This is a genomic window from Rhizobium pisi (assembly GCF_003938655.1).
Classification (GTDB): Bacteria; Pseudomonadota; Alphaproteobacteria; order Rhizobiales; family Rhizobiaceae; genus Rhizobium; species Rhizobium pisi.
In genome coordinates, this window is record NZ_RJJT01000009.1 from 102,590 (window position 1) to 126,774 (window position 24,185).

Below are 24,185 nucleotides of genomic sequence, written 5' to 3' on the forward strand. Positions count from 1 at the left end.
GAAACTCAGGCTGCCGCGCCGATGATGTCGGCATAGCCGTTGGCCTCAAGCTCATGCGCCAGCGTCTTGTCACCCGACTTGATCACCTGGCCCTTGTAGAGCACGTGGACGGTATCAGGGACGATATAGTCGAGCAGGCGCTGGTAGTGAGTGATGACGACCACGGCGCGATCCGGCGAACGCAGCGCGTTGACGCCGTCGGCGACGATCTTCAGCGCGTCGATGTCGAGGCCGGAATCGGTTTCGTCGAGCACGCAAAGCTTCGGCTCGAGCAGTGCCATCTGCAGGATCTCGGCGCGCTTCTTCTCGCCGCCGGAGAAGCCGACATTCAGCGGACGCTTCAGCATCTCGGTATTGATCTGCAGCTTGGCCGCAGCGTCCTTGACCCGGCGCATGAAGTCAGGCGTCGTCAACTCGTCCTCGCCGCGCGCCTTGCGCTGCTCGTTCATCGCCACCTTCAGGAATTGCATGGTGGCGACACCCGGAATTTCCACAGGATACTGGAAAGCCAGGAAAATGCCCTTGGCGGCGCGCTCGGCCGGATCGAGCTCGAGAACGCTCTCGCCGTTATAGAGAATGTCGCCCTCGGTGACTTCGTAGTCACTGCGGCCGGACAGCACATAGGAGAGCGTCGACTTGCCGGAGCCGTTCGGCCCCATGATCGCGGCAACTTCACCAGCCTTCACCGTCAGGTTCAGGCCACGAATGATCTCGGTGCCGTCTTCGGCGATGCGGGCATGGAGGTTTCTGATTTCAAGCATCTTTGGTTCCTGCGTTTTCTCTGCGTAGCTCATCAGAGCCTCGCGTAATTTCTAAGGACATCAATATGTTGGGCTCGGTGCTATCGCCAAAAGAAACGGATAACACGGAAAACCGCGACCGTTACGAGCCAAAGCCATTCGAGAAATTCCGGGATCCCCTCAACGATCTTTCCCGGCTTTTCCATGCGCTGCTGGAGAAACACATAAGGCTGCTCCGGCGGCTTCTCGGTTTCATATCTCTGCTCGCGGGGGCGAATTTTCGCCAATATCTCCCCGCGCATATTCTCCAGACGTTCAAGAATGCGCTTCTTGTCCGTCTCGTTCATGTCAGCCCACCGAGCCCTCAAGCGAGATGCTGATCAGCTTCTGCGCCTCGACGGCGAATTCCATCGGCAGTTCCTGCAGGACTTCCTTGACGAAGCCGTTGACGATCAGTGCGATCGCAGCTTCGGTCGGGATGCCGCGCTGCAGGCAATAGAACAGCTGGTCCTCGGAGATCTTCGAGGTCGTAGCTTCATGCTCGAACTGCGCCGTCGAATTCTTCGCCTCGATGTAAGGCACCGTATGGGCGCCGCACTTGTCGCCGATCAAAAGCGAATCGCACTGGGTGAAGTTGCGCGCGTTCGAGGCCTTGCGGTGGGCCGAGACCTGGCCGCGATAGGTGTTGTTGGAAACGCCGGCGGCGATGCCCTTGGAGACAATGCGGCTCGACGTGTTCTTGCCGAGATGGATCATCTTGGTGCCGCTGTCGATCTGCTGGTGGCCGTTCGATACGGCGATCGAGTAGAACTCGCCTCTGGAGTCATCGCCGCGCAGGATGCAGGACGGATATTTCCAGGTGATCGCCGAACCGGTTTCGACCTGCGTCCAGGAGATTTTCGAGCGGTCGCCGCGGCAATCGCCGCGCTTGGTGACGAAGTTGTAGATGCCACCCTTGCCGTTCTTGTCGCCAGGATACCAGTTCTGGACGGTGGAATATTTGATCTCGGCATCGTCGAGCGCCACCAGTTCGACCACGGCAGCATGCAGCTGGTTTTCGTCGCGCTGCGGCGCGGTGCAGCCTTCGAGGTAGGAGACGTAGGCGCCCTCTTCCGCGATGATCAGCGTGCGCTCGAACTGGCCGGTGTTCTTCTCGTTGATACGGAAATAGGTGGACAGCTCCATCGGGCAGCGAACACCCTTCGGAACGAACACGAAAGAACCGTCGGTGAAGACGGCCGAGTTCAACGTCGCATAATAGTTGTCGCTCGTGGGAACGACGGAGCCGAGGTACTTCTGCACCAGTTCCGGATGTTCGCGGATCGCTTCCGAGATCGACATGAAGATCACGCCGGCCTTCTTCAGCTCTTCCTTGAAGGTGGTGACAACAGAGACGCTGTCGAAAACGGCATCGACGGCGATCTTCGGCCTTTCGACGCCGGCCAGGATTTCCTGCTCCTTCAGCGGAATGCCGAGCTTTTCGTAAACCTTGAGAATCTCGGGATCGACTTCGTCAAGCGACTTCGGACCCGGCGTGCTCTTCGGCGCGGCGTAGTAATAAATGTCGTTGAAATCGATCTTCGGATAGTTGACGCGCGCCCAGGTCGGCTCTTCCAGCGTCAGCCAGCGCCGATAGGCTTCGAGACGCCATTCCAGCATCCATTCCGGCTCCTGCTTTTTGGCCGAAATGAAGCGAATGATATCCTCGGACAGGCCCTTCGGCGCCTTGTCCATCTCGATGACGGTCTCGAAACCGTATTTGTACTGGTCCACATCAATCAGGCGAACCTGGTCGATTGTTTCCTGCACCGCAGCCATTTCATTCTCCAATCTCGCCGGATACAAGGTCCGGCAGGTTGTAGCGTCTGGGCAATTCACTTGCCCTTCACGTCGGGCAAGTACTTGCCCCTCATGCCGGGCAATTGTTTGCCCTTATGTAGGAGGCCAAAAGGGACTTTTCAGCCCGATTGGCAAGCGGAAATTTGCGTTTCCGCAAGTTTCTGATCCAGTCAGGCCGCCTCGCCCGCCGACCTGCGCCGGCAGGCGATCTTCGCAAAAGCCGCGATCGCCCTGTCGATGTCCTCATCCGTCGTCGAAAAGCCGAGCGAGATGCGCAGTGCCCCGAGCTTGGGGTCACGTCCCATCGCCGTCAGGACATGGCTTTCACCGACCTTACCGGACGAGCAGGCAGAGCCTGCCGAAAGTGCAACACCTTCGAGATCGAAAGCGATCTGGCCGGTCTCCGCCTTCAGGCAGGGAAGCGTGAAGAAGATGGTGTTGGCGACCCGCGGACCGCCCGCGCCGTGGATGATGACATCGGGTGCGGCAGCGCGCATGCCGGCTTCCAGCCGATCGCGCAACGCGGCAATCGCAATGTTGCGTTCCCCGAGATTCTCCAGCGCGGCTTCCGCCGCAGCTCCGAAGCCGATCAGCGACAGCGAATTCTGTGTCCCCGATCGGTGACCCTTCTCCTGCCCGCCGCCGCGGATCAGCGCCTTCGGCATCAGCGCCTCGCCACGGGCGATCAGCGCGCCCGCGCCCTTCGGCCCACCGATCTTGTGGGAGGAGATGATCATGAAATCCGCGCCGATGCGCTCGATCTCGATCGGCAGACGACCGGCCGCTTGCACGGCGTCGACAATGAAGAGACCGCCATGGGTATGCACGATCCTGGCCGCTTCTTCTACCGGCTGGACGATGCCCGTTTCATTGTTGACGAGCATGATCGCCACCACGGGAAGGCCTGTCGACTTGTCGTGGACCTCGAGAAGCGCTGCCAGCGCGTTCAGATCGACGACACCGGCCTCCGTCACCGGGATCTCGGTCGTGCTGTCCTTTGGGAACCGGCCGCCCTCGCGCACTGCCAGATGCTCTACGGCCGAAAAATAGAGACGGCCGAGCTTCAGCGGGGTGCGGCCCATGTTGAATTCCGGCGTCAGAACCATATTGGCGGCTTCGGTGGCGCCGCTGGTAAAGATCACGTTGGCAGGGTCAGCGCCCGTCAGCAGTGCGACTTTGCGCCGTGCGCCTTCGATGGCGGCGCGGGCGGCGCGCCCCTCGCCATGCACGCTGTTCGGATTGCCAAATATGTCGATGGCGCGCATGATCGCCTCGCGCGCCGCGGGGTGCAGCGGCGCTGTGGCATTCCAATCAAGATAAAGGCGTGGCGGCGCCATGATCTTCAGTCCTGCGCTTGACGAGCTTGCTTCAGCATCCGCGGTTCATTTTTCTTGAAATTTCCGCCGGGCTTGCCTTATGACACGTTCCACGATGCGTGGATCGCCATGCAAGTTTCGAATTGTTCTAAACTGCGTTTTAGAAAAGCTGACAACATTAGTCAAGTCATGTTGTCATCCAACGCAGCGCGAACGCGAAATAAAACCCGGAGTACCAATGCCCGAAGTTATTTTCAACGGCCCTGCCGGCCGTCTTGAAGGCCGCTACCAGCCCTCCAAGGAAAAAAGCGCGCCCATCGCGCTCATTTTGCATCCGCACCCGCAGTTCGGCGGCACAATGAACAACCAGATCGTCTACCAGCTCTTCTATATGTTCCAGAAGCGCGGGTTCACGACGCTGCGCTTCAACTTCCGGGGCATCGGCCGCAGCCAGGGCGAATTCGACCACGGCGCCGGCGAATTGTCGGATGCGGCCTCCGCGCTCGACTGGGTGCAGAGCCTGCACCCCGACTCCAAGACCTGTTGGGTCGCGGGTTATTCCTTCGGCGCCTGGATCGGCATGCAGCTTCTGATGCGCCGGCCTGAGATCGAGGGCTTCATGTCGATCGCCCCGCAGCCGAATACCTACGACTTCTCCTTCCTGGCTCCCTGCCCCTCTTCCGGCCTGATCATCAACGGAGATGCCGACAAGGTCGCGCCGGAAAAGGATGTGAACGGCCTCGTCGAGAAACTGAAGACCCAGAAGGGCATTCTCATCACCCACCGCACCGTGCCTGCCGCCAACCACTTCTTCAACGGCCAGGTGGAAACGTTGATGGGCGAATGCGAGGACTATCTCGATCGCCGCCTCAACGGCGAGCTGGTGCCGGAACCGGCCGCCAAGCGCATTCGCTGATTTCATTGCGCCGAGATTATCCTATGCGGCACGGTCCGGGGTTTACCCGGACCGATTATGGCGTTGCCAGCACCCCGCCGCTCACCGGCGCGCTAACCCCCGTCGTGCCGGGAAATGTCAATGGCAGCCCGTCCAGCGAGCGCACGGCGAGATAGGCCCAGGCCTCGGCTTCCATCGCATCACCGTCGAAGCCTGCCTCCTCGGCAGTCAATACATTCGACCCCAGCCGTTCAGCCATCGTCGAAAATTCTGCCATCAGGGTACTGTTCAGCCGCCCGCCGCCGCAGACGATATAGGTCGATGGGGTCTCGGGCAGGAAATCGGCGGATTTGATGATCGACGCGGCGGCGATATGCGCAAGCGTCCGGGCGCCGTCTTCGAGGCTCGCCTCTCCAGGTCGAAGCGGCGCGAAATCGCCGCGGTCGAGCGACCGGCGAACATTGCCGCGAAAGAACGGACTTTCCAGATAACGCTCCGCAAGCGCTGCGACGACCGCGCCGCGCCCGCCAATCTCCCCGCCGGGATCATAGGTTCTGCCGGTCTGCATCTCCACCCACTGGTCGATCAGCGTATTGCCCGGGCCGCTGTCGAACGCCGATAACCGGCCATCCGAGCCGATGGCGGTGAGATTGGAGATGCCGCCGATATTGACGAAGCACACCGACTGTCCCGCCTGCTGGAATTTTCCCGCAAGTGCCGCGTGATAGGCCGGCACCAGCGGCGCACCCTGCCCGCCATGAACCATGTCGTTGGCACGCATGTCGTAAACCACCGATATGCCGGTTCGGCGCGCAAGTTCCGGGCCGTCACCGATCTGGATCGTCAAACCTTCGTCGGGGCGATGGAGCACGGTCTGGCCATGAAAGCCGAGAACATCGACGGCATCGGTAGAAAGCCCGAAACGCTCCAGGAATGCCGTAATGGCAATTGCATGCCGTAAGGTAAGTTCCAGTTCGATGTCGCGAAGTTCAGCGGGCCGTTCGCTTCTGTCGCTCAGCGGACGTGCGATTTCCAATGCCCGTTTGAGCCGCCCGCGAAAATCGGCATCATAAGGCACCCCCAAGAACGGCCCGCGCTCGATGAAGCCGCGCCCGTCGGTCCTGAGCAGCGCGACGTCGATCCCGTCCATCGACGTGCCGCTCATCAGACCGATCGCCGTCCTGATGACATTCATGAGGCTTGCCTCCCATGCGATTCCCGGATGCACTTTTATAAAAACAGTGCTAAACGCGCCGCGACAGATCAACAACAACGAACTTGCGCAAGGCCCGCATGGGCGAGCGCAGATATCAAGAGACGAAGGCCATGTCCGAGTTCAAGTCCGATTTCCTCCGCACGCTGAAAGAGCGCGGCTTCATTCATCAGATCTCCGATGAAAGCGGCCTCGACGACCTCTTCGCCAAGGAAACCGTGACCGCCTATATCGGCTACGACCCGACGGCATCGAGCCTTCACGTCGGCCATCTTACACAGATCATGATGCTGCACTGGCTGCAGGCGACGGGCCACCGCCCGATTTCGCTGATGGGCGGCGGCACCGGCATGGTCGGCGATCCCTCCTTCAAGGAGGAGGCCCGCAAGCTGATGACGATCGAGACGATCGAGCAGAATATCGCCTCGATCAAGAACTGCTTCTCGAACTATCTCGACTACGGCAAATCAGGCAACGCCGCACTGATGATCAACAACGCCGAATGGCTGCGCTCGTTGAATTATCTGGAGTTCCTCCGCGATGTCGGCCGCCATTTCTCGGTCAACCGCATGCTGTCCTTCGACAGCGTGAAGACGCGCCTTGATCGCGAACAGTCGCTGTCCTTCCTGGAATTCAATTACATGATCCTTCAGGCCTATGACTTCGTCGAGCTTGCCAAGCGCTATGATTGCCGTCTGCAGATGGGCGGTTCGGATCAGTGGGGCAATATCGTCAACGGTATCGATCTCGGTCACCGCATGGGGACACCGCAGCTCTACGCCCTCACCTCACCGCTCCTGACAACGTCATCAGGCGCCAAGATGGGCAAGTCGGCTTCCGGAGCGGTCTGGTTGAATGCCGATCTGCTCCCCGTCTATGACTTCTGGCAGTATTGGCGCAACACCGAGGACGCCGATGTACCGCGCTTCCTCAAGCTTTTCACCACGCTGCCGATGGACGAAATCGCTCGTCTCTCGGCAATCGGCGGTTCGGAACTGAACGAGGTCAAGAAGATCCTGGCGACTGAGGTCACCGCGATCCTGCACGGCCGTCCGGCCGCCGAGCAGGCCGCCGAAACGGCACGCAAGACCTTCGAGGAAGGCGGCCTTTCGGAAAACCTGCCCTCGGTCGACGTGCCGGCTTCCGAACTCGACGCCGGCATCGGTCTGCTGTCGCTGATCGTTCGTGCCGGCCTCGCCTCGTCGAATGGCGAAGCTCGCCGTCACGTCCAGGGTGGCGCTGTCCGTATCAACGACGAGGCAGTCAGCGACGAACGCAAGATGATCGGCAGCGGCGAAATCACCGCCGACGGCATCATCAAGCTGTCTCTCGGCAAGAAGAAGCACATCCTGATCCGCCGCGCCGCGTAGGCGGCTTCGATTTCGAACCGATATCAAAGCCGGCGTCCGCGCCGGCTTTTTCGATTCCGCTGATGGCATTGGCAGGCGCTTATCCGGGCGGCGTTTGAGTGCCGAAAGCTTTTGGGCACCACACAGTGCAGGATTACTCAACTCCAGGCCGAGATGTCGCGTCCGTTCTTTCGGCCTCCCGGAAGACATAGCTGGGCGGATTGACGTCTGACGCAGGCTTCACGCGCGACCACCAACTGATTGAGAAGATCGGCGGCGTCATCATCGCGTCGAGTGGAACTGTCAGCACGTGGGCGGAGCGAACGTGCTCCGGCTGCTTCAGTCGCTCGCTCTTTTCGGCGGAATATGATGGATGGCCGCCGAGCGCAGCGGCGATCGCCGCGACCCATACGAAATAGCCTGTCCGAGCGCACTGCATGGCATCCTCCGACATCGCAACGGCCGTTGTCAAAGCCGAGAACCGCAGTTTACATCAAATCTCTCTAAAATAGCAGGCCGAGCATCGACGGCGCGCTTCTCGGCTTCGGATCGAGGCTGATCCGTCTGCCGCCCGTGCATGATTCTGATCTCCTCAGGAGGAAAGAGATTCAGGGACTTGTCGCCACGACCTCTGCCGTCCCGGCCTCACTGGAATTCGAAGATCTGCCGGAACACGCCCGGTGCGATGATCGACAGCGGGTTGATCTGCAGGTTCGGCTGGTCGAACTTGCCGGTGAGCTTGAAGGTGATGCCGATGAGGCCGCGGTCGCTGCCGTTGCCGAGGATGACGCCAATCAGTGGCAGTTCGGCAAACAGGCGATTGAGCCCGTAGGCCGGCATGAAGGTGCCGGTCATGTCCATGTTGCCGTTGCGGTCGCGCGCTACGCCCTGGAAAGTTGCGCCGATCTGATCGCCCCGCAGCACGCCGTTCTCAATGCCGATCATGCCGTCGCGCGAAACGACGCGGGCAAAACCGCGCTGGAAACGCTGCGACGAGGTGTCGATGTCACGCTTGACGGCCTCGTTGAGGCTGCGCTGCTCCTGTCCAACCGGGGTCGAGACAATCGAGTGCAGGCGTTGCTCGTTGACGATCGAGAAGCGGCGCACGTCGAGCGAACCGTCCCATCCGCCCTGCGCACCCAGCCGGATCGCCAGGTTGAGAAGTCCGCCCTGCATGTGCTGATAGAGATCGGCAAAACGCGATACCGCACCGGCATCGCCGCTGGTGATGTTGATGACGCCGCCATCCTTCATCTGGCTGACCACCGCCTCGCCGCTATCGGTGACCCCGGAAAAGCTGAGTGCCTGCAGCTTGTCGCCGCGCAGCGATATCTGCGCCTGGAAATTGCCGACCTTCTCGTCGTTGAAGCCGATAACGTTTTTCAGCTTGGCGCGTAACGCTACGCTGGTGTCGCCGGCATCCCCATTGCCGTCGCTGTCCGAGCCCGATTTCAGCCGCGCGATGACCGGCCGTGCATCGGCGCTGTCGCCGGAGACGGAGACATCGAAACTGCCCTTGCTGCGTTTCACCGAGAGGGCGAAATCGTCAAGCGAGGAAAGTTTGATGCTGTCGAAATCCGCCGAGATCAGTCCTGTCTTGCCGACATTCAGCGATCCGCTGGCGCCGAAACCGTCGCCCTTCAGCCGGAAATTCTTGATCTGCGAATTGTCGGGTGGACCGGATATCTCGAATTCGGCGGAGGCGGCAATACCGCTGCCTTTCGACCAGCCGATCCAGGGTAGGTCGAGCAGCGATTTGGTCAGGTCGAGCTGGACGTTCTGCCGGTCGTCGTCGATCCGCGTCAGCACCATCTTCAGATTGCCGCCGACGATGCCGGAAAGTCCGGGCATCACCTTGTTGCGTTGGTCTTCGGAGAGCGTCGCGGTGATCACGCGCTCCCGCTTCACGTCGGAGGATGCCTCGACCGGCTCGGTGAGATCGATATCGGCCGGAATGCCGTCGATCTCGCCCTTGGCATCGAGCGTAATCCGTTTCGGATCGCCGTTCAGCATGCCGGTGACATTGCTGATCGTGCGGCCGGAAAACGGCTTGGCAAGATCGACGTCGGTAAGCTTCATCGCCGCCTTCCAGTCGGCCGGCGGCGGGTTTTGCGAGGAGAGCAGGCCGAAATGCGCCTTCACATTCGCCTCGATGTGTCCCTTCAAATCGTCGGGCGTAAAGCCGGCACGCTGCAGCACCCGGATCGGCTTGTAGGTTAGGAGCTCGCCGATGGCGTCCGCCGCACCTGACACAGCAAGATCGATGTCGGCCATCAGCGGCTTGTCGTAGGCTGACGGTATGACGAATGTCCCCTGCCCGAGACCGACGGACCGGCCGGAGGGGAAATAGGACATGCCGCTCTTGATCTCGATCGTCGCGACGGGGCCTGTCAGGTCGAAATGCGCCGCTGTATCCCGGATCGGCGGGATCTCACCGGCAACATTCATTCGCGCGCCCGTGATGTCGAAACCGATGCGGATCTGGTTGGCATCGAGTTTCAATCCCTTGCCGCCGGCTGCCTCGTCCAGCCGGCCGAAGGGGATGAAGACTGAAATGGCGGCGTCGGTCACCGTGCCGCCGAAAAGGTTGCCATGCACCCAGGTGCGCACCTTGGGCGCCATCCAGAACGGCCAGAGCTGCTTGATCGCCGTCGTCTGCAACTGCGACGACTGGCCGGCGAAGCTGATCTCGGGTGACTTGTCGCCGAGTTTGACATGCAGCGATCCATAGAGCGCTCCCAGCGGGCTGGAGACGGTCATATTGGGAAACTGGAATTCCCGGCCGGCGACCATGTAGCGCCCGGTCGCCTGAATATCGAAGGAGAGCGGCTGTTCGCCGGAACCGCCGGGGGCGGCCGTACCGCCGCTGATCAGAAGGTCGATGCCGAAACCTTTGCCTGCCTTCGGATCCAGCTTGTCGAGATCGATCAGCGCGCCGTTGAGGGGAAGCGTGGTCGCACCGAACCGGGCGTTCGATTTGGCGATCTCGAGCGTCTGCTTGGTGAAATCGTAAACGAGGTTGATTTGGCCGCCCGACAGCTCCTGCGCATCGCCATCCGTATAGATCAGGCCGGGATCGACATCGATCGTCGCCGCAAGCGACGGCGAAACACCATCCCCCGCCCTGGTGGCCGACACCGTCAGGTCTGCGAAGGTGTTGAGCCCCTGCCGTATCACGCCCTGATCGTTGCGTTTCAGTGTGAAGGGTGTGAGGTCGGCGTGCTTGAGCGTCGCCACCACCTTCGAGACGTGACCGTCTTCCTTCTCGGCCAGCACGTCGAGTTCCGCCACCTCTCCGTTGAGCGCGACCTCGCCGCTCAATTGCAGGGAGGTTGGGCCGGCGTGGGCAAAGACGAGATTGTCGACGACGAGCGACAGCGGGCCGTTCGCGGTATCGGCAAGCTTGATGTCGATGCCGGAGATGCGCACTGAATTCGTCGAACCGCGCGTGACGATGCCGTCGAACATGTCGAACTGCGCGAATATCCTCTCCATCGCCGCCGGCATCGCGTCGATACGCAGATCGTCGAGCTTGATCGGATTGCCGGAGGGCAGAAGCGCCGTGTCGAGGGCGATATCCTCCGCTTCGATATCGGTGACGGCAATACGGCCGCGGAATAGCTGCAGCGGATCGAGCACCAGGCGCACCGAGCCCGTCGTCGATACGTGCTGACCGCTCGCCTGGTCGATCATGTTGACGTCGCGCGCTTCCAGCGCCAGCCGCAAGCCGGAGGTGAAGCGGACGACGGTGGAGCCGACCTCGGCGCGGTAGCGCGGTCCGGCCGCGCCGTTCAGCGCTGCCTGGGCCTGCTGCGACAGGGGCTTGTCGAACATGCCGCTTTCGACGGTGAAGACGATGGCGGAGAGAATGAGGAGAATCAGTCCCAGGAAGCCTGAAGTCAGCTTCGCCGTGCGGCGCATCGAAGAGCGCGGCGGCGGGCAATGGACGATGATCGGATCCTCGGCCTGGGCGGACGGCAAGCGGTCCAGCGCAACGATATCCTTCTTGCGAAACGTGACCTTTTCGCCGCGGATGGCTGACATGCGCCCTTGGGCTCTCCCTTAAATGAAGAATTGAACCCGGCCATGCTGGACGGGTTTCCGTCCAATATATAATTCGGGGAGAGAGTGTGTCATCCACAAACCCGGCAAAAGAAAGGTTTTCATAATGGCGGTTCCCGGCATCGGTGCCATGGCCCCCGATTTCAACCTCCCCCGTGATGGCGGCGGGCGCATTTCGCTTGCCGATTTCCACGGCAAGCCGCTCGTGCTGTTCTTTTATCCCAAGGATGACACTACGGGCTGTACGGCCGAATCATTGGCTTTCACCGCGCTCGCGCCCAAGTTCGACGCGGCGGGTGCCGCCGTCATCGGCATGTCGCCCGATTCGGCCGCCTGCCACGACAAATTCATCAGGAAGCACCGTCTTTCGGTGGCGCTCGCCTCCGACGAAGAGAAGACGACCTTGCAGGCCTATGGCGTCTGGAAGGAAAAGAGCATGTATGGCCGCAATTTCATGGGGGTCGAGCGCACCACCTTCCTCATCCGCCGGGACGGGATCATCTCCACCATCTGGCAGAAGGTGAAGGTACAGGGTCATGCCGAAACCGTGCTCGAAGCGGTGAGGAACCTCGCCGCGTGACCGGCGATCTCGCGATAACCTCGCTGCGCGGTGGCGCGATCGATGCCATCCGCGCCGCCGATCTCGACCGCAAGACGGCGCTTGCGCAGGAAAGCGCCACCCGCTGGTTCGCGCGCCGGGTATCGCTGCGCTCGCCGCTCGACGCCGCCCTGCCCGAAAGGCCGGGCCGTCCCGACAAACCGGTACTGACGCCGCCGACCCAGGTGGAGAAGCGTTCGCTGCATACGCTGAAAGGCCGCATTGCCCTGCTCCACGCCATCGCTCATATCGAGCTCAACGCCGTCGATCTGGCACTCGATATCGTGGCGCGATTCGCCAGCGAGCAGGTGCCGAACTCCTTTTTCGACGGCTGGATGCAGGTCGCCTTCGAAGAAGCGAAGCATTTCCGCATGGTGCGAGCCCGCCTCAACGACCTCGGAGCCGATTACGGCGATCTGCCTGCCCATGACGGGCTCTGGCAGGCGGCGCATTCGACGCGCAACGACCTGACGGCAAGACTTGCCGTCGTGCCGCTGATTCTCGAAGCCCGCGGCCTCGACGTCACCCCGTCGCTGCAGGCGAAGATGCGCGAGACCGGCGATCTCGAAAGTGCCGATGTCCTCGATGTCATCTATAACGACGAGAAAGGTCATGTCGCCGTCGGCGCCAAATGGTTCCGCTTCCTCTGCGCCCGCGAGAAGCGCGATCCGGCTAAGGCCTTCCAGGAGCTGGTGCGCGCCAATTTCCGCGGACCGCTGAAGCCGCCCTTCAACGATCTCGCCCGCGCCGAGGCCGGGTTGACGCCGTCCTTCTACCGCTCGCTCGCATCAATCAGCCACGCCTGAAATGTCCGGCGTGCAGCGCATGCCCGCAATTTCTGGCCCGACGGCGACAGCGAAAGCATTCGTTAACCATAACAGTGTCTAATTTTCCGAAAGAGGCGTAGAGCATCAATCGGGAGAGCCTGCGTGAACAGCGGACATCAGCACCGGGTATTCGGCAAGCGGGCGCAGGAACATATCCTCATCCTGGCAAGTGGCGACAAGGTCCGCCACATGACGGTCCGGCCGTGGATGGCCGCACTTGCCTTCTGTTTCGTCGGTGTCTTCTCGATCGGCTATCTCCTGGCCACGTCCTATCTCGTGCTGCGCGACGATCTCATCGGCGCCACCATGGCGCGCCAGGCCCGGATGCAGCATGACTACGAGGATCGTATCGCCGCGCTTCGCGCTCAGGTCGACCGCATCACCTCGCGTCAGCTTCTCGACCAGCAGGTGGTCGAGGACAAGGTCGACAAGCTGATGGAGCAGCAGATGGCGCTCACCTCGCGCCATGGCAAGCTCGACAACCTCCTCGACCGGGCTGAAAGCTCCGGCCTGACCGACAAGGACGGTGCCGCGCAGGCGCCGTCTTCGCCGGTCCAGTCCTACGCCCCTGACATCAAGGGTAAACGCGCCTCGCTGACCGGTGGCGGCATCGAGGCGATCGAGAAGCAACTGGCGAGCGGCGCGCCCGCCGATGCGACGCCCGACAATTCGACGCTCGCCTATGTGCCGGCTGCCGAAACCGTCGGGGACCGCGCCGACCGCATCTTCTCGAAGGTGACGCTGTCCTTGAAAGATGTCGAACAGGACCAGCGCAACCGCGTCGAGCAATTGACGAGCGATGCCGGCAACGCCGCCAACGCCATCGAGAGCGTGCTGACCCGCTTCAAGATCCCGATGCCCGAGGTCGCTGCCAAGCAGGACGAGGATGACAGCGCCGTCGGCGGCCCTTATGTCGAGCCGGAAAGCAACGACGACTTCAACAATTCGCTGGTGGCGCTCGATGGCGCGCTGACCCGGCTCGAAGCCGTGCGCAGCACCGCCGAATCCCTGCCCTTCCGCAATCCCGCCATTGGCAAGGAAATGACCAGTCCCTTCGGCAATCGCCGCGACCCCTTCCTCGGCCGTTTGGCCCTCCATTCCGGCATCGACTTCCGCTTTTCGCCGGGCGAGAAGATTCGCCCGACGGCGCCCGGCAAGGTAATCTCCGCCGGCTGGACCGGCGGTTACGGCAACATGGTCGAGGTCGATCACGGCAACGGCATCTCGACGCGCTACGGGCATATGTCCGAGGTTCTGGTCAAAGTCGGCGACATAGTCGACCGCAGCGATGTCATCGGGCTTGCCGGCAGCACCGGCCGTTCGACGGGCACGCATCTGCATTATGAAGTGCGCCAGGATGGCCGTGCGGTCGATCCAGTATATTTCATGAATGCAGGCCTTAAACTCGCCACCTATATAAAGTAATAGCCGCCGGTAACCATCGCTTCACTCTGCACGGGGTGAGGTCTCTCTATTTCTTGACTTGCCGGGCATTCGGGGCTATGTCGCGCTGCATTGCGGCATGCAATCCCGCCGACTCGTTCAGAGTTCGGCCGAACCGGAACGGAAACAGTTTTCCCTTTGACGACATTCGCTGACCTTGGCTTGAGCCAAAAAGTGTTATCCGCTGTGACCGACGCGGGCTATACGATCCCCACGCCTATTCAGGCGGGGGCTATTCCCTTTGCGCTCGAGCGTCGCGATATTTGCGGCATCGCGCAGACCGGCACCGGCAAGACCGCATCCTTCGTTCTGCCGATGCTGTCGCTTCTGGAGAAGGGCCGCGCCCGTGCGCGCATGCCCCGCACGCTGATCCTCGAGCCGACGCGTGAACTGGCCGCTCAGGTCGCGGAGAATTTCGAGAAATACGGCAAGAACCATCGCCTCAACGTCGCCCTCCTGATCGGCGGCGTTTCCTTCGAGGATCAGGACCGCAAGCTCGAACGCGGCGCCGACGTGCTGATCTGCACGCCCGGCCGCCTGCTCGACCATTTCGAGCGCGGCAAGCTCCTGATGAGCGGCGTCGAGATCCTCGTTATCGATGAGGCCGACCGTATGCTCGACATGGGTTTCATCCCCGATATCGAGCGCATTGCCAAGCTCATCCCGTTCACCCGCCAGACGCTGTTCTTCTCGGCCACCATGCCGCCGGAGATCCAGAAGCTTGCCGACCGCTTCCTGCAGAATCCCGAGCGTATCGAGGTGGCAAAGCCGGCTTCGGCCGCAAAGACCGTCACGCAGCGTTTCGTCGCCTCGCACGGCAAGGACTACGAGAAGCGCGCAGTTCTGCGCGAATTGGTCCGCGCCCAGACCGAGCTGAAGAACGCCATCATCTTCTGCAACCGCAAGAAGGATGTCGCTGATCTTTTCCGTTCGCTCGAGCGCCACGGCTTCTCCGTCGGCGCCCTGCATGGCGACATGGACCAGCGCTCCCGCACGATGATGCTGCAGAGCTTCCGTGACGGCAATCTGCAGCTTCTGGTCGCTTCTGACGTTGCCGCCCGCGGCCTCGACATTCCCGATGTCAGCCACGTCTTCAATTTCGACGTGCCGATTCATTCGGAAGATTACGTCCACCGCATCGGCCGCACCGGCCGTGCCGGCCGCTCGGGCGCTGCCTTCACTCTCGTCACCAAGCGCGACACCAAGTTCGTCGACGCGATCGAGAAGCTGATCGGCGAGAAAGTCGAATGGCTGAGCGGTGACGTGAATTCACTGCCGCCGCCGGCGGAAGACAGCCGGGATAGCGAACGCCCGCGCCGCAACAGTCGCGAGCGTGGTGGACGGGATGATCGGGGCGAGAAGGGCCGCGGACGCGGTAGCCGCAGCGCCACGAGTCATAAATCTGATAACGACATACAGGATAATGGCGTCGAAGTGATCGCAGCAGCACCAGCAAAGGCCGAGGTCTTGAAAAACGAGCGCAAAGCAGAGCAGAAGCCGCAAAACAATGCGCGCAACAATCGGCCTTACCCGGCAAATGATGACAGCCGCGATCGCCGCCGTCATCGCGATCACGACGACGGCCCGACCCCGGTCGGCTTCGGCGACGATATCCCCGCCTTCATGCTCATCGCCGGCAGCGCCAAGGTCTGAACATCCGATGGGCAGGCCCGGCCTCGATTTTCCGGGCCTCGGCGTCGGCCTGGTGATTCTGCGCGACAGCAGGATCCTTCTCTACAAACGCATGCGTCCACCTGAAGCCGGCTATTGGAATATCGTCGGCGGCAAGGTCGACCACATGGAGCTGGCCGAGGAAGCTGCCCGCCGCGAGGCCGAAGAGGAAACCGGCCTGACGATCGGCCGCATCGAACGCATCGGCATGACCGAACAGATCCTCGATGCCGACCGCCAGCACTGGATTTCAATTCTCTATCTCGCCCGCGACGTCGAGGGCGAACCGCAATTGACCGAGCCGGACAAGCTTTCGGATTTCGGCTGGTTTCCCCTGACGGATTTGCCGGAACCGCTGTCTGCCTTCACGAAGGCGGCGATAGCAGCCCTGCCCTCGGCCGAACGCGGCTAGCTATTCGGCGCGAAGCGCTGCCTCATAGGCAAGCCGCACCCATTTCGCCATCAGATCGGGATCGTCGTAAGCTTCGTCGGGAATCGACCAGTAGGGCATCTTCACCGGCTTGCCCTTCTTGCCCTCATAGGCCCATTGCGTGGCGCCGGCAGCGGCAAACTCCGGGGCGCTCTTCTCGTCTGCCTTCAGCAGCATCTCGTCGCGCACTTCGACGGCAATGATGCGCCCCATATGATAGATGCCCTTGCCCCCGAACATGCGCTTGACCGTGACCGGCCCGAGGCCCTGAAACATTTCCTCGATCCCGGCATTGTCCATGCTCTATCTCCTCGAAATCCCGGCCAGGCCAATCACAGCGTGTGATAATCACGGTTCATATAGATGAGCGCCGGATGCTTTTCGCTGAAGCGGACGGCGGCGACCTCGCCGAATATGACGTTGTGGGTCGGCATTTCCTTGATGTCGGTTACCCGGCAATCGAAAGCGGCGAGCGCATCGGCAAGGACGGGTGCGCCGGTGACGAGCATGTCGAAACGGGCGCCGGCGAAACGCTCCTCATCGGTAAGCGCCGTGCGCCCGGAGAAGGCGTCGGCAACGCCTTGGTGATGGGCGCCAAGCGTGTTCAGTACGAAGATACCGCTGCGGAAAAAGATCTCGTTCTTCGGGTTGGTGTTATTTAGGCAGATCAGCACCGAGGCCGGATTGTCCGAAACCGAGCAGGCGGCGGTGATGGTGACGCCACGGCGCATGCCTTCCATCACCGTCGTCACGAGCTGCACATGGCCAGCATAGCGGCTCATGGCATCGCGATAAAGGCCGGGGTCGATATGCTGCCTGTTCAACACCTGCTTCTCCGTGCGCCCGATATGCCTGGAATCCTCTTCCCATTGCGCCAATATGGCGAGCATCGGTTACCTTTTCTACAATAGGACGGCTGAAAAGCGCTGCCTTTTGCTTGTTTTTCTTTGACGATCGCGGCCTTGCGGATAAAAGGGCATGGACGATGGCTAGGGATCTCCGCCTTTCATGATCAACCTGCGTGGCATAGCAGCATTTCTGACGCTGCTGGTAGCGGCGGCGCAAGGCCATGCGGCCGGCGTGACGATCGGCGTCGTCGCCCCTCAGGGCGGGCCGCTCGGCCTGCTCGGCGCGCAGATTGCCGCCGGCGCCGCTTTCGAGATCCAGCAATCGGGAAACAGCCTCGTGACCGTTAACGAGACTTGCGAGGACAATAGCGGTGCGGCGGTTGCCGATGCGCTCGTCAATGCGAAAGTCCAGGTCGCCGTCGGCTTCCTCTGCAGCGAAACGCTGGAAGGCGCGCTGCCGAAGCTGAAGGACGCCAATATTCCCGCGATCACGGTCTCCGTACGCTCCCGCATCCTGATGGAGGATGCCTTGAAGAACGGCTGGCCGCTCTTTCGGATGGCGCCCGCCGATGGCGCCGAGGCGGCAAAGACCATCGAGGTGATCCTGAAAAACTGGGCGGCCGATCCGATTGCCCTGATCGAAGACGGCACCATTCATGGCCGCGAACTGACGGAAGCGGTGCGCAACGCACTGGAGCAGAACGGTCTCAAGCCTGTTTTCACCGATACCTACCGTCCGGGACAGGAGCAGCAGATTGCCCTCGTCCGCCGCCTGAAGCGGGCGGGCGCCACCAGGGTCTTCATCGGCGGCGACCGCAACGATGTCGCCGTCATCGCCCGTGATGCCAAGGTGGAGAACATCCCGCTCTCCATCCTCGGCGGCGATGCCATGCGCGCCGCCAATCAGCCCCTGCCGCTCGCCGATGGCGTGCGCGCCGTCGCCCTGCCCGAATATGCTTTGTTTCAGGAAGGTGCGGTAGCAGCCGAGGCGCTGCGCGCCAAAGGCACTGAGCCGGAAGGTTATGTCCTGCCGTCACTGGCCGCAGCACTCATTGCCGGACAGGCAGCGGAAGCCGCCGCTGCGGCCGGCAAGCCCCTGCAGGAGGCGCTTCTCGGCACGACATTCCAGACGCCGGTTGGCACCATTTCCTTCACCGGCGGGCATGAACTTTCGCAAAACTTCTACCGCCTGCTCGAATGGCGGGGCAACGGCTTTTTTCCACCTGCCGCGCCGACACAATAACCGGCCGCCAGCCTTGAATCCGGCCGCCGCGGTCAAATGGCGGCCCATACGGAGTAAGACCTGATGACGCTGCCCATTCGTATTGCCCCCTCGATCCTCGCGGCGGATTTCGCCAGGCTCGGCGAGGAGGTGCGCGACGTGACGGCCGCCGGCGCCGATTGGATCCATCTCGACGTGATGGACGGCCATTTTGTACCGAACATCTCCTTCGGCCCTGATGTCATCAAGTCGCTGCGTTCCTATACGAATGCTACTTTCGACTGCCACCTGATGATCTCGCCTGTTGATGACTATCTCGAAGCCTTCGCCAAGGCCGGCTGCGACCGCATCACCGTCCATGCCGAAGCCGGGCCGCATCTGCACCGCTCACTGCAGACCGTCCGCAATCTCGGCAAGAAGGTCGGGGTGACGATCAATCCGGCAACCCCGCTCAGCGCAATCGAGAATGTGCTCGACGATGTCGATCTCATCCTGATCATGTCGGTCAATCCCGGCTTCGGCGGGCAGAAGTTCATTCCGGCGATGGCGGCGAAGATCGCCGCGGCAAAGTCACTGATCGGTGACCGTCCGATCGAACTCGAGGTCGACGGCGGCGTCACGGTGGAAACGGCACCACTGATCGCACGCGCCGGCGGCAACGTCCTCGTCGCAGGCTCGGCAATTTTCAAGGGCGATACGGTCGAGGCTTATCGCAAGACCGTCGCCGATCTGCGTCAGGCAGCCGAAGGGGCACGAGCATGAGGAAGCATTTGATGATGGGCGGCATGCTTGCCGCCGCACTCGCCGGCCTGCCCGGAATGTCACTTGCCGGCGACATCGCCAGCATTCAGCCGATCGGCTTTTCCGGCGACGGCAAGGTCTTTGCGTTCCAGGAATTCGGCATCAAGGAGACCGGCAACGTCCCCTATTCCGAAACCTATTTCATCGATACCGACAGCGGCGAATATCTCGAGGGCACGCCGTTCCGCACCGACCTGACCGACAAGGATGCCAATCTTTCCAAGGCGCGGCGTCAGAACCTCACGGCAGCGCGCAGCCAGATGGATAAATACGATCTTCTGACCAATCCCGGCCTGATCGCCGCCTTCAACCCGCCGACCGAACTTGGCTCTCCCTCGAAGACGCTCCGCTACACAACACTTGCGACCGATGGTCCGCCGAAGGCGCCTTACACGCTCGCGCTCGGCGAGATGCCGGTGGCGGCGCCGAAGGATTGCGCTGCCGTCGACAAGCGGATCCTCGGCTTCAGCCTGCAGATGATCGAGAAGGAAGGCGTTCCGAACCGTCAGGCGGCGAAGCAGGTGACGGCCGTTCCGGCCGAGCGCACCTGTTCGGTGGAATACAGGATCGGCGGCGCCATGGTTTACCAGCCGGAAGGCGCAAACCAGGTCCATATCGCCCTGATCCTCGCCTTTGATGCGGCAAGGAACGGACGCTGGATTGCCGTTCCGGTTCATCCCTGAGCATGGATCGCCTTCGGGCGGCAAAGCCGCCCTACCCCGATCTCTTTGCCGGCGCATTGCTCTGGGGCATGCAGATGCTGGCCGCCGCCATGCTCGGTCTCTACCTGCGCAACGGCCTGCAGACGAGCCGTCTTGGCGAGGTGGCCGCACTCTATTTCCTTGGTGGCCTGCTCTCCTGGCCCTTTGCTCTGCCGGTCGCCCGCTTCCTCGCTTATAACAGGCCGTCGGAAGCCCGATTTGCCGCCTTCTTCGTGACGCTGACGGCGGCCACGATCCTCATGACCGCCTTCCTCTTCGCCATGGAATATCGGATCTTCTATTCGCGCTGGCACGCCCCCTTCGGCAGCGTCGTCTGGGTCGTCCAATTCGTCTTCACCAGCGTCAGCGCCGTCTACCAGTTCCTGGTGATCGGCCTACGCCTTTTCCTGCCGCTGGGGCTCGTCTGCCTTGTCGCAAGCAGCTATCATCTTGCCAAACGCATGCGTTGAGATTGCCGCCCGTCTTTGCTACAGGGGCGCTAAAGCAATTTCGACAAAAGTGCCCAGCGGTTTTGCCAGGCAAAGCGCGAAGCGATTTTGCCGGGAATTGCGTCTCAGACGCTCAAACCTCTTGAATGAAGGCAGCCGCCCATGATCCCGCGTTATTCCCGGCCCGAAATGGTCGCCATCTGGTCTCCCGAAACCAAGTTCCGCATCTGGTTCGAGATCGAGGCGCATGCCTGCGACGCGCTGGCCGAGCTCGGCGTCATCCCGAAATCGGCGGCAAAAACGATATGGGAAAGAGGCGGCGCCGCCACCTTTGACGTCGCGCGCATCGATGAGATCGAGGCCGTCACCAAGCACGACGTCATCGCCTTCCTCACCCATCTCGCCGAAATCGTCGGCCCGGATGCGCGCTTCGTCCACCAGGGCATGACCTCGTCAGACGTGCTCGACACCTGCTTCAACGTCCAGCTGGTGCGCGCGACCGACATCCTCATCGCCGATATCGACCGGCTGCTCCAAGCGCTGAAGACCCGCGCCTTCGAACACAAGGACACCGTCACCATCGGCCGCTCGCACGGCATCCATGCCGAGCCCACCACCTTCGGCGTCAAGCTGGCGCTCGCCTATGCCGAATTCGAGCGCTGCCGCCAGCGCCTGGTTGCCGCCCGCGAGGAAGTCGCGACCTGCGCTATCTCGGGCGCCGTCGGCACCTTCGCCAACATCGATCCGCGCGTCGAAGAACATGTCGCCGAGGCTCTCGGCCTGAAGGCCGAGCCGGTCTCGACCCAGGTTATCCCGCGTGACCGCCACGCCATGTATTTCGCCACGCTTGGCGTCGTCGCCTCGTCGATCGAGCGCCTGGCGACCGAGATCCGCCATCTACAGCGCACCGAGGTGTTGGAAGCCGAGGAATATTTCTCGCCCGGCCAGAAGGGCTCCTCGGCCATGCCACACAAGCGCAACCCGGTTCTGACCGAAAACCTCACCGGCCTTGCCCGTATGGTCCGCTCCTATGCCATGCCGGCCATGGAAAACGTCGCCCTCTGGCACGAGCGCGATATCTCCCACTCCTCGGTCGAACGCATGATCGGCCCAGATGCGACAGTCACCCTCGATTTCGCCCTCTCCCGCCTCGCCGGCGTCATCGAAAAGCTGCTGGTCTATCCCGAGAACATGGAAAAGAACCTCAACAAATTCCGCGGCCTCGTCCACTCCCAGCGCGTCCTCCTGGCGCTCACCCAGGCCGGCACCTCCCGCGAGGACGCCTACCGCCTGGTACAACGCAACGCCATGAAGGTCTGGGAACAGGGCAAGGATTTCCTGGAAGAGCTGCTCGCTGATGCGGAAGTTCGCGCCGCGCTTTCGGAGGAGGATATTCGGGAGAAGTTCGACCTTGGCTACCACACCAAGCATGTCGACACGATCTTCCGCAGGGTGTTTGGGAAGGCATGAGCGATCCCCGATAGCGATATTGCAACGCCCTGAAGGCGCCATCGCTGTCTAATTGGCGTCATCCTCGGCCTTGTGCCGAGGATCTGCTACATATCAACGGCTGCAGTTGCTCGGGACAAGCCCGAGCATGACGAAGAAGGTTGGCAGACACTGTCGGCGGTCCGGTGGCGCCGTTTTTATTTCTGCTTCGCCGGCTTGGCGGAAACTCGTCGCTTCCTCGCCACCGCCTTTTTCGACGGTGCGGCCTCGGCTGTTTCCTCTGTCATGCAGGCCTCCCTCTCACCCCTGCCTTTGGCGGCCTTGGCCACCAACTCGTCGAGACGCTTCAGCTCCTCTTCGTCAAGATTCTCGATGCCGATGAAGCGGTTCTCGGCGTGGCTTGTCAGGATGATTTCGTTGAGTTTGGCCTGGATCGCTCGCGTGTCGCGCGTCTGGGCGTTCTGCAGCACGAAAACCATCAGGAAGGTGATGATCGTTGTGCCGGTATTGATGATCAGTTGCCAGGTTTCCGAATAGCCGAAAAAGGGGCCGAGCGCCGCCCAGATGACGACGACCATCAGCGCCAGGATGAAGACGACGGGTTTGCCCGCCCATTCCGATGTCTTTGTTGCGAAGTGGGCAAACAGATGCTTCATCACTACCTCTGAAATCCTGCCTCGAAGTCCGTGCTAAAAAACTCCGAGGCAGGTCCGAAGGTTCCCCCGGGGATCGAGTTGCGACCGAAACCCAGGGGCAACGCCGTGGTTACGCGGCTTCCCGCGCAACCAGCTTGCGATAGAGATGCCAGGTCGCATGGCCGAGGATCGGAATGACGAGCGCAAGACCGGCAAAGACCGGGATCGTGCCGATGACGAGCAGTGCGGCCACGATCAGGCCCCAGAGCAGCACCGGCACCGGATTGATGAGCGTGGCGCGGATCGAGGTCACGACGGCGGAAACCGCCCCGACATCGCGGTCGAGCAGCAACGGAAAGGTGATGACCGATATTGCCAGCACGACGAGTGCGAAAACGAAGCCGATGAGATTGCCCCAGATGATCAGCTGCATGCCCTGGGGCGTGCCGAAGACCTGGCGGGTGAAATCGCCCATGGTGCGCGGAAACACTTCGCCGAGCAGGTTGCTGTAAAGCGTCTGCGCCGTTACCAGCCAGACGACGAAGAGGGCAAGAAGCATCAGCCCGACCGCCACGATCGCCGGCAGCGCCGGCGAATGGCGCACATCAAGCGCATGCGTCCACGACATGTCGACGCCAGCCTCGCGACGGCGGCTGATCTCGTAAAGGCCGATCGCGGCGATCGGACCGATCAGCACGAAGCCCGCCATCAGCGGGAAAACCATCGGCAGAAGGTTGGCGCCCGAGGTCCACAGCGTCAGGAAAACGCCGGCGATCGGGTACATCAGGCAGAGAAACACATAGTGGGATGGTTTCTCCATGAAATCATCGAATCCGCGCTTCAGCGCATCGAAGACGTCGGCGATGCCGATGCGATTGACCACGGGCCGCGCGAAGCTTTCACCCGCACCCGTCATGACATGAAATGCCGCCATGGCTTTCTCCTCCTCAGCCGAGACCTGATCGGCGGCGGAAAGCATCGGCGGGCAAGCCGACACGAAATCCGCAACCGGCACTGGAGCAATATAGCAACTTTCAGCGCCCGTGTCGCCGTCTGCCTTGACCTCCCCCTCTTGACATCCGGGACAAGCTTTCTCACATCGGCGGCACTATGAAAGCCTCAGACGCAGATATCCTCATCATCCCCGGCTACACCAACTCAGGTCCCGGCCATTGGCAGACCCGCTGGGAGGCAAAGCTCAGCACGGCGCGGCGCGTCGAACAGGCCGAATGGACGAAGCCGGTCCGCGAGGACTGGATCGCCCGCATCGCCGAGGAGGTGAACGCCTCGACGCGGCCAGTCGTTCTCGTCGCCCATTCGCTGGGCGTGCCCTCGGTGATCCACGCCATCCCGCATTTCCGTAAGCCGGTGGCGGGCGCCTTTCTCGTCGCCCCGCCCGATGTCGCCAATCCCGAGATCCGCCCGAAGCACCTGATGACCTTCGGCCCCTACCCGCGCGAGCCGCTGCCCTTCCCTTCGATCACGGTGGCGAGCCGCAACGATCCGTTCGGCAGCTACGACCATGCTGACGACATCGCCAGCAGCTGGGGCTCCTTCCTTGTCGATGCCGGCGAGTCCGGTCATATCAATACCGATTCCGGTCACGGGCCCTGGCCGGATGGCACGATGGTCTTTGCCCAGTTCCTCAGTCGGCTCACCGCCTGATTGAGGAAAAGCCACCTTCTCGTTAATTGAGC

24 protein-coding genes are annotated in these 24,185 nt (G+C 61.7%); 13 read left to right on the forward strand and 11 right to left on the reverse strand.

The genetic code is table 11. From position 1 onward, the window contains the following. Positions 1-5: 5 nt before the first annotated feature. From sufC to EFD55_RS14310, 4 genes are all read right to left on the reverse strand, one after another. A complete protein-coding gene (sufC, locus tag EFD55_RS14295) occupies positions 6-761 on the reverse strand; it encodes a Fe-S cluster assembly ATPase SufC (protein WP_125845711.1) in 756 nt (251 codons plus the stop codon). 80 nt (positions 762-841) lie between these two features. After that, a complete protein-coding gene (locus tag EFD55_RS14300; RefSeq protein WP_125845712.1) occupies positions 842-1,087 on the reverse strand; it encodes a hypothetical protein in 246 nt (81 codons plus the stop codon). A 1-nt stretch (position 1,088) separates the two neighbouring features. Further along, the gene (gene sufB, locus EFD55_RS14305) at positions 1,089-2,558 is read right to left on the reverse strand and encodes a Fe-S cluster assembly protein SufB (RefSeq protein WP_125845713.1); all 1,470 of its coding nucleotides are present in this window, start codon (positions 2,556-2,558) and stop codon (positions 1,089-1,091) included. A 191-nt stretch (positions 2,559-2,749) separates the two neighbouring features. Then, on the reverse strand, positions 2,750-3,916 hold the full coding sequence (locus tag EFD55_RS14310) for a cysteine desulfurase family protein (protein WP_125845714.1): 1,167 nt from the start codon (positions 3,914-3,916) through the stop codon (positions 2,750-2,752). A gap of 217 nt (positions 3,917-4,133) precedes the next feature. Between EFD55_RS14310 and EFD55_RS14315 the strand changes: the two genes are divergently transcribed. Continuing rightward, the gene (locus EFD55_RS14315) at positions 4,134-4,811 is read left to right on the forward strand and encodes an alpha/beta hydrolase (RefSeq protein WP_125845715.1); all 678 of its coding nucleotides are present in this window, start codon (positions 4,134-4,136) and stop codon (positions 4,809-4,811) included. Between the two features lie 55 nt (positions 4,812-4,866). Here EFD55_RS14315 and EFD55_RS14320 read toward each other — a convergent pair whose 3' ends face one another. Then, entirely contained in the window at positions 4,867-5,985 is a 1,119-nt protein-coding gene (locus EFD55_RS14320; RefSeq protein ID WP_125845716.1) for an anhydro-N-acetylmuramic acid kinase, read from the reverse strand. Positions 5,986-6,116: 131 nt separating this feature from the next. Between EFD55_RS14320 and tyrS the strand changes: the two genes are divergently transcribed. Then, positions 6,117-7,373, forward strand: a complete 1,257-nt coding sequence (tyrS, locus tag EFD55_RS14325) for a tyrosine--tRNA ligase (RefSeq protein ID WP_125845717.1) — start codon at positions 6,117-6,119, stop codon at positions 7,371-7,373. A 133-nt stretch (positions 7,374-7,506) separates the two neighbouring features. Here tyrS and EFD55_RS14330 read toward each other — a convergent pair whose 3' ends face one another. Both EFD55_RS14330 and EFD55_RS14335 read right to left on the reverse strand, forming a co-directional pair. Continuing rightward, complete coding sequence (locus EFD55_RS14330; protein ID WP_125845718.1) at positions 7,507-7,791, reverse strand: hypothetical protein; 285 nt, start codon at positions 7,789-7,791, stop codon at positions 7,507-7,509. 206 nt (positions 7,792-7,997) lie between these two features. Beyond that, positions 7,998-11,396 (reverse strand): YhdP family protein, encoded by a 3,399-nt coding sequence (locus tag EFD55_RS14335; RefSeq protein WP_125845719.1) that lies wholly within the window; start codon positions 11,394-11,396, stop codon positions 7,998-8,000. 124 nt (positions 11,397-11,520) lie between these two features. Here EFD55_RS14335 and EFD55_RS14340 point away from each other — a divergent pair, with 124 nt between their 5' ends. The 5 genes from EFD55_RS14340 (at position 11,521) to EFD55_RS14360 (ending at position 16,365) form a co-directional block, all read left to right on the forward strand. Then, entirely contained in the window at positions 11,521-11,994 is a 474-nt protein-coding gene (locus EFD55_RS14340) for a peroxiredoxin (protein ID WP_125845720.1), read from the forward strand. Further along, positions 11,991-12,818: a ferritin-like domain-containing protein gene (locus EFD55_RS14345; protein WP_125845721.1), complete on the forward strand. Its 828-nt coding sequence runs from the start codon at positions 11,991-11,993 to the stop codon at positions 12,816-12,818. Before EFD55_RS14340 ends, EFD55_RS14345 begins: the two co-directional genes overlap by 4 nt. A gap of 123 nt (positions 12,819-12,941) precedes the next feature. Continuing rightward, a complete protein-coding gene (locus EFD55_RS14350; RefSeq protein WP_125845722.1) occupies positions 12,942-14,264 on the forward strand; it encodes a peptidoglycan DD-metalloendopeptidase family protein in 1,323 nt (440 codons plus the stop codon). A 156-nt stretch (positions 14,265-14,420) separates the two neighbouring features. Further along, complete coding sequence (locus tag EFD55_RS14355; protein ID WP_125845723.1) at positions 14,421-15,935, forward strand: DEAD/DEAH box helicase; 1,515 nt, start codon at positions 14,421-14,423, stop codon at positions 15,933-15,935. A gap of 7 nt (positions 15,936-15,942) precedes the next feature. Further along, positions 15,943-16,365 (forward strand): NUDIX domain-containing protein, encoded by a 423-nt coding sequence (locus EFD55_RS14360; protein WP_125845724.1) that lies wholly within the window; start codon positions 15,943-15,945, stop codon positions 16,363-16,365. Here EFD55_RS14360 and EFD55_RS14365 read toward each other — a convergent pair whose 3' ends face one another. Both EFD55_RS14365 and EFD55_RS14370 read right to left on the reverse strand, forming a co-directional pair. Further along, on the reverse strand, positions 16,366-16,683 hold the full coding sequence (locus EFD55_RS14365) for a TfoX/Sxy family protein (protein WP_125845725.1): 318 nt from the start codon (positions 16,681-16,683) through the stop codon (positions 16,366-16,368). Between the two features lie 32 nt (positions 16,684-16,715). Beyond that, positions 16,716-17,210 carry a flavin reductase gene (locus tag EFD55_RS14370; protein WP_125845871.1) on the reverse strand — a complete coding sequence of 165 codons (495 nt, stop codon included), beginning with the start codon at positions 17,208-17,210 and terminating at the stop codon, positions 16,716-16,718. A 181-nt stretch (positions 17,211-17,391) separates the two neighbouring features. On the opposite strand from EFD55_RS14370, the gene EFD55_RS14375 reads away from it, so the two are divergent. From EFD55_RS14375 to purB, 5 genes are all read left to right on the forward strand, one after another. Beyond that, on the forward strand, positions 17,392-18,474 hold the full coding sequence (locus EFD55_RS14375; RefSeq protein WP_125845726.1) for a branched-chain amino acid ABC transporter substrate-binding protein: 1,083 nt from the start codon (positions 17,392-17,394) through the stop codon (positions 18,472-18,474). A 63-nt stretch (positions 18,475-18,537) separates the two neighbouring features. After that, the gene (rpe, locus tag EFD55_RS14380) at positions 18,538-19,215 is read left to right on the forward strand and encodes a ribulose-phosphate 3-epimerase (protein WP_125845727.1); all 678 of its coding nucleotides are present in this window, start codon (positions 18,538-18,540) and stop codon (positions 19,213-19,215) included. After that, positions 19,212-19,937 carry a DUF2259 domain-containing protein gene (locus EFD55_RS14385; protein WP_125845728.1) on the forward strand — a complete coding sequence of 242 codons (726 nt, stop codon included), beginning with the start codon at positions 19,212-19,214 and terminating at the stop codon, positions 19,935-19,937. Before rpe ends, EFD55_RS14385 begins: the two co-directional genes overlap by 4 nt. A 2-nt stretch (positions 19,938-19,939) precedes the next feature. Continuing rightward, positions 19,940-20,425: a hypothetical protein gene (locus EFD55_RS14390; RefSeq protein WP_125845729.1), complete on the forward strand. Its 486-nt coding sequence runs from the start codon at positions 19,940-19,942 to the stop codon at positions 20,423-20,425. Between the two features lie 141 nt (positions 20,426-20,566). Beyond that, positions 20,567-21,874: an adenylosuccinate lyase gene (gene purB / locus EFD55_RS14395; RefSeq protein ID WP_125845730.1), complete on the forward strand. Its 1,308-nt coding sequence runs from the start codon at positions 20,567-20,569 to the stop codon at positions 21,872-21,874. 176 nt (positions 21,875-22,050) lie between these two features. Here the strand turns inward: purB and EFD55_RS14400 are convergent, their stop codons facing one another. Then, positions 22,051-22,509 carry a low affinity iron permease family protein gene (locus EFD55_RS14400; RefSeq protein WP_125845731.1) on the reverse strand — a complete coding sequence of 153 codons (459 nt, stop codon included), beginning with the start codon at positions 22,507-22,509 and terminating at the stop codon, positions 22,051-22,053. Between the two features lie 109 nt (positions 22,510-22,618). Beyond that, positions 22,619-23,422 carry a DUF2189 domain-containing protein gene (locus EFD55_RS14405; RefSeq protein WP_125845732.1) on the reverse strand — a complete coding sequence of 268 codons (804 nt, stop codon included), beginning with the start codon at positions 23,420-23,422 and terminating at the stop codon, positions 22,619-22,621. Between the two features lie 176 nt (positions 23,423-23,598). Between EFD55_RS14405 and EFD55_RS14410 the strand changes: the two genes are divergently transcribed. Then, a complete protein-coding gene (locus EFD55_RS14410) occupies positions 23,599-24,153 on the forward strand; it encodes an RBBP9/YdeN family alpha/beta hydrolase (RefSeq protein WP_125845733.1) in 555 nt (184 codons plus the stop codon). The last annotated feature ends 32 nt before the right edge of the window (positions 24,154-24,185 follow it).

Coding starts and splice junctions, on each gene's coding strand:
- sufC (WP_125845711.1), bottom strand. CDS start 761: ATGCTTGAAATCAGAAACCTCCATGCCCGCATCGCCGAAGACGGCACC.
- EFD55_RS14300 (WP_125845712.1), bottom strand. CDS start 1,087: ATGAACGAGACGGACAAGAAGCGCATTCTTGAACGTCTGGAGAATATG.
- sufB (WP_125845713.1), bottom strand. CDS start 2,558: ATGGCTGCGGTGCAGGAAACAATCGACCAGGTTCGCCTGATTGATGTG.
- EFD55_RS14310 (WP_125845714.1), bottom strand. CDS start 3,916: ATGGCGCCGCCACGCCTTTATCTTGATTGGAATGCCACAGCGCCGCTG.
- EFD55_RS14315 (WP_125845715.1), top strand. CDS start 4,134: ATGCCCGAAGTTATTTTCAACGGCCCTGCCGGCCGTCTTGAAGGCCGC.
- EFD55_RS14320 (WP_125845716.1), bottom strand. CDS start 5,985: ATGAATGTCATCAGGACGGCGATCGGTCTGATGAGCGGCACGTCGATG.
- tyrS (WP_125845717.1), top strand. CDS start 6,117: ATGTCCGAGTTCAAGTCCGATTTCCTCCGCACGCTGAAAGAGCGCGGC.
- EFD55_RS14330 (WP_125845718.1), bottom strand. CDS start 7,791: ATGCAGTGCGCTCGGACAGGCTATTTCGTATGGGTCGCGGCGATCGCC.
- EFD55_RS14335 (WP_125845719.1), bottom strand. CDS start 11,396: ATGTCAGCCATCCGCGGCGAAAAGGTCACGTTTCGCAAGAAGGATATC.
- EFD55_RS14340 (WP_125845720.1), top strand. CDS start 11,521: ATGGCGGTTCCCGGCATCGGTGCCATGGCCCCCGATTTCAACCTCCCC.
- EFD55_RS14360 (WP_125845724.1), top strand. CDS start 15,943: ATGGGCAGGCCCGGCCTCGATTTTCCGGGCCTCGGCGTCGGCCTGGTG.
- EFD55_RS14365 (WP_125845725.1), bottom strand. CDS start 16,683: ATGGACAATGCCGGGATCGAGGAAATGTTTCAGGGCCTCGGGCCGGTC.
- EFD55_RS14375 (WP_125845726.1), top strand. CDS start 17,392: ATGATCAACCTGCGTGGCATAGCAGCATTTCTGACGCTGCTGGTAGCG.
- rpe (WP_125845727.1), top strand. CDS start 18,538: ATGACGCTGCCCATTCGTATTGCCCCCTCGATCCTCGCGGCGGATTTC.
- EFD55_RS14385 (WP_125845728.1), top strand. CDS start 19,212: ATGAGGAAGCATTTGATGATGGGCGGCATGCTTGCCGCCGCACTCGCC.
- EFD55_RS14390 (WP_125845729.1), top strand. CDS start 19,940: ATGGATCGCCTTCGGGCGGCAAAGCCGCCCTACCCCGATCTCTTTGCC.
- purB (WP_125845730.1), top strand. CDS start 20,567: ATGATCCCGCGTTATTCCCGGCCCGAAATGGTCGCCATCTGGTCTCCC.
- EFD55_RS14400 (WP_125845731.1), bottom strand. CDS start 22,509: ATGAAGCATCTGTTTGCCCACTTCGCAACAAAGACATCGGAATGGGCG.
- EFD55_RS14405 (WP_125845732.1), bottom strand. CDS start 23,422: ATGGCGGCATTTCATGTCATGACGGGTGCGGGTGAAAGCTTCGCGCGG.
- EFD55_RS14410 (WP_125845733.1), top strand. CDS start 23,599: ATGAAAGCCTCAGACGCAGATATCCTCATCATCCCCGGCTACACCAAC.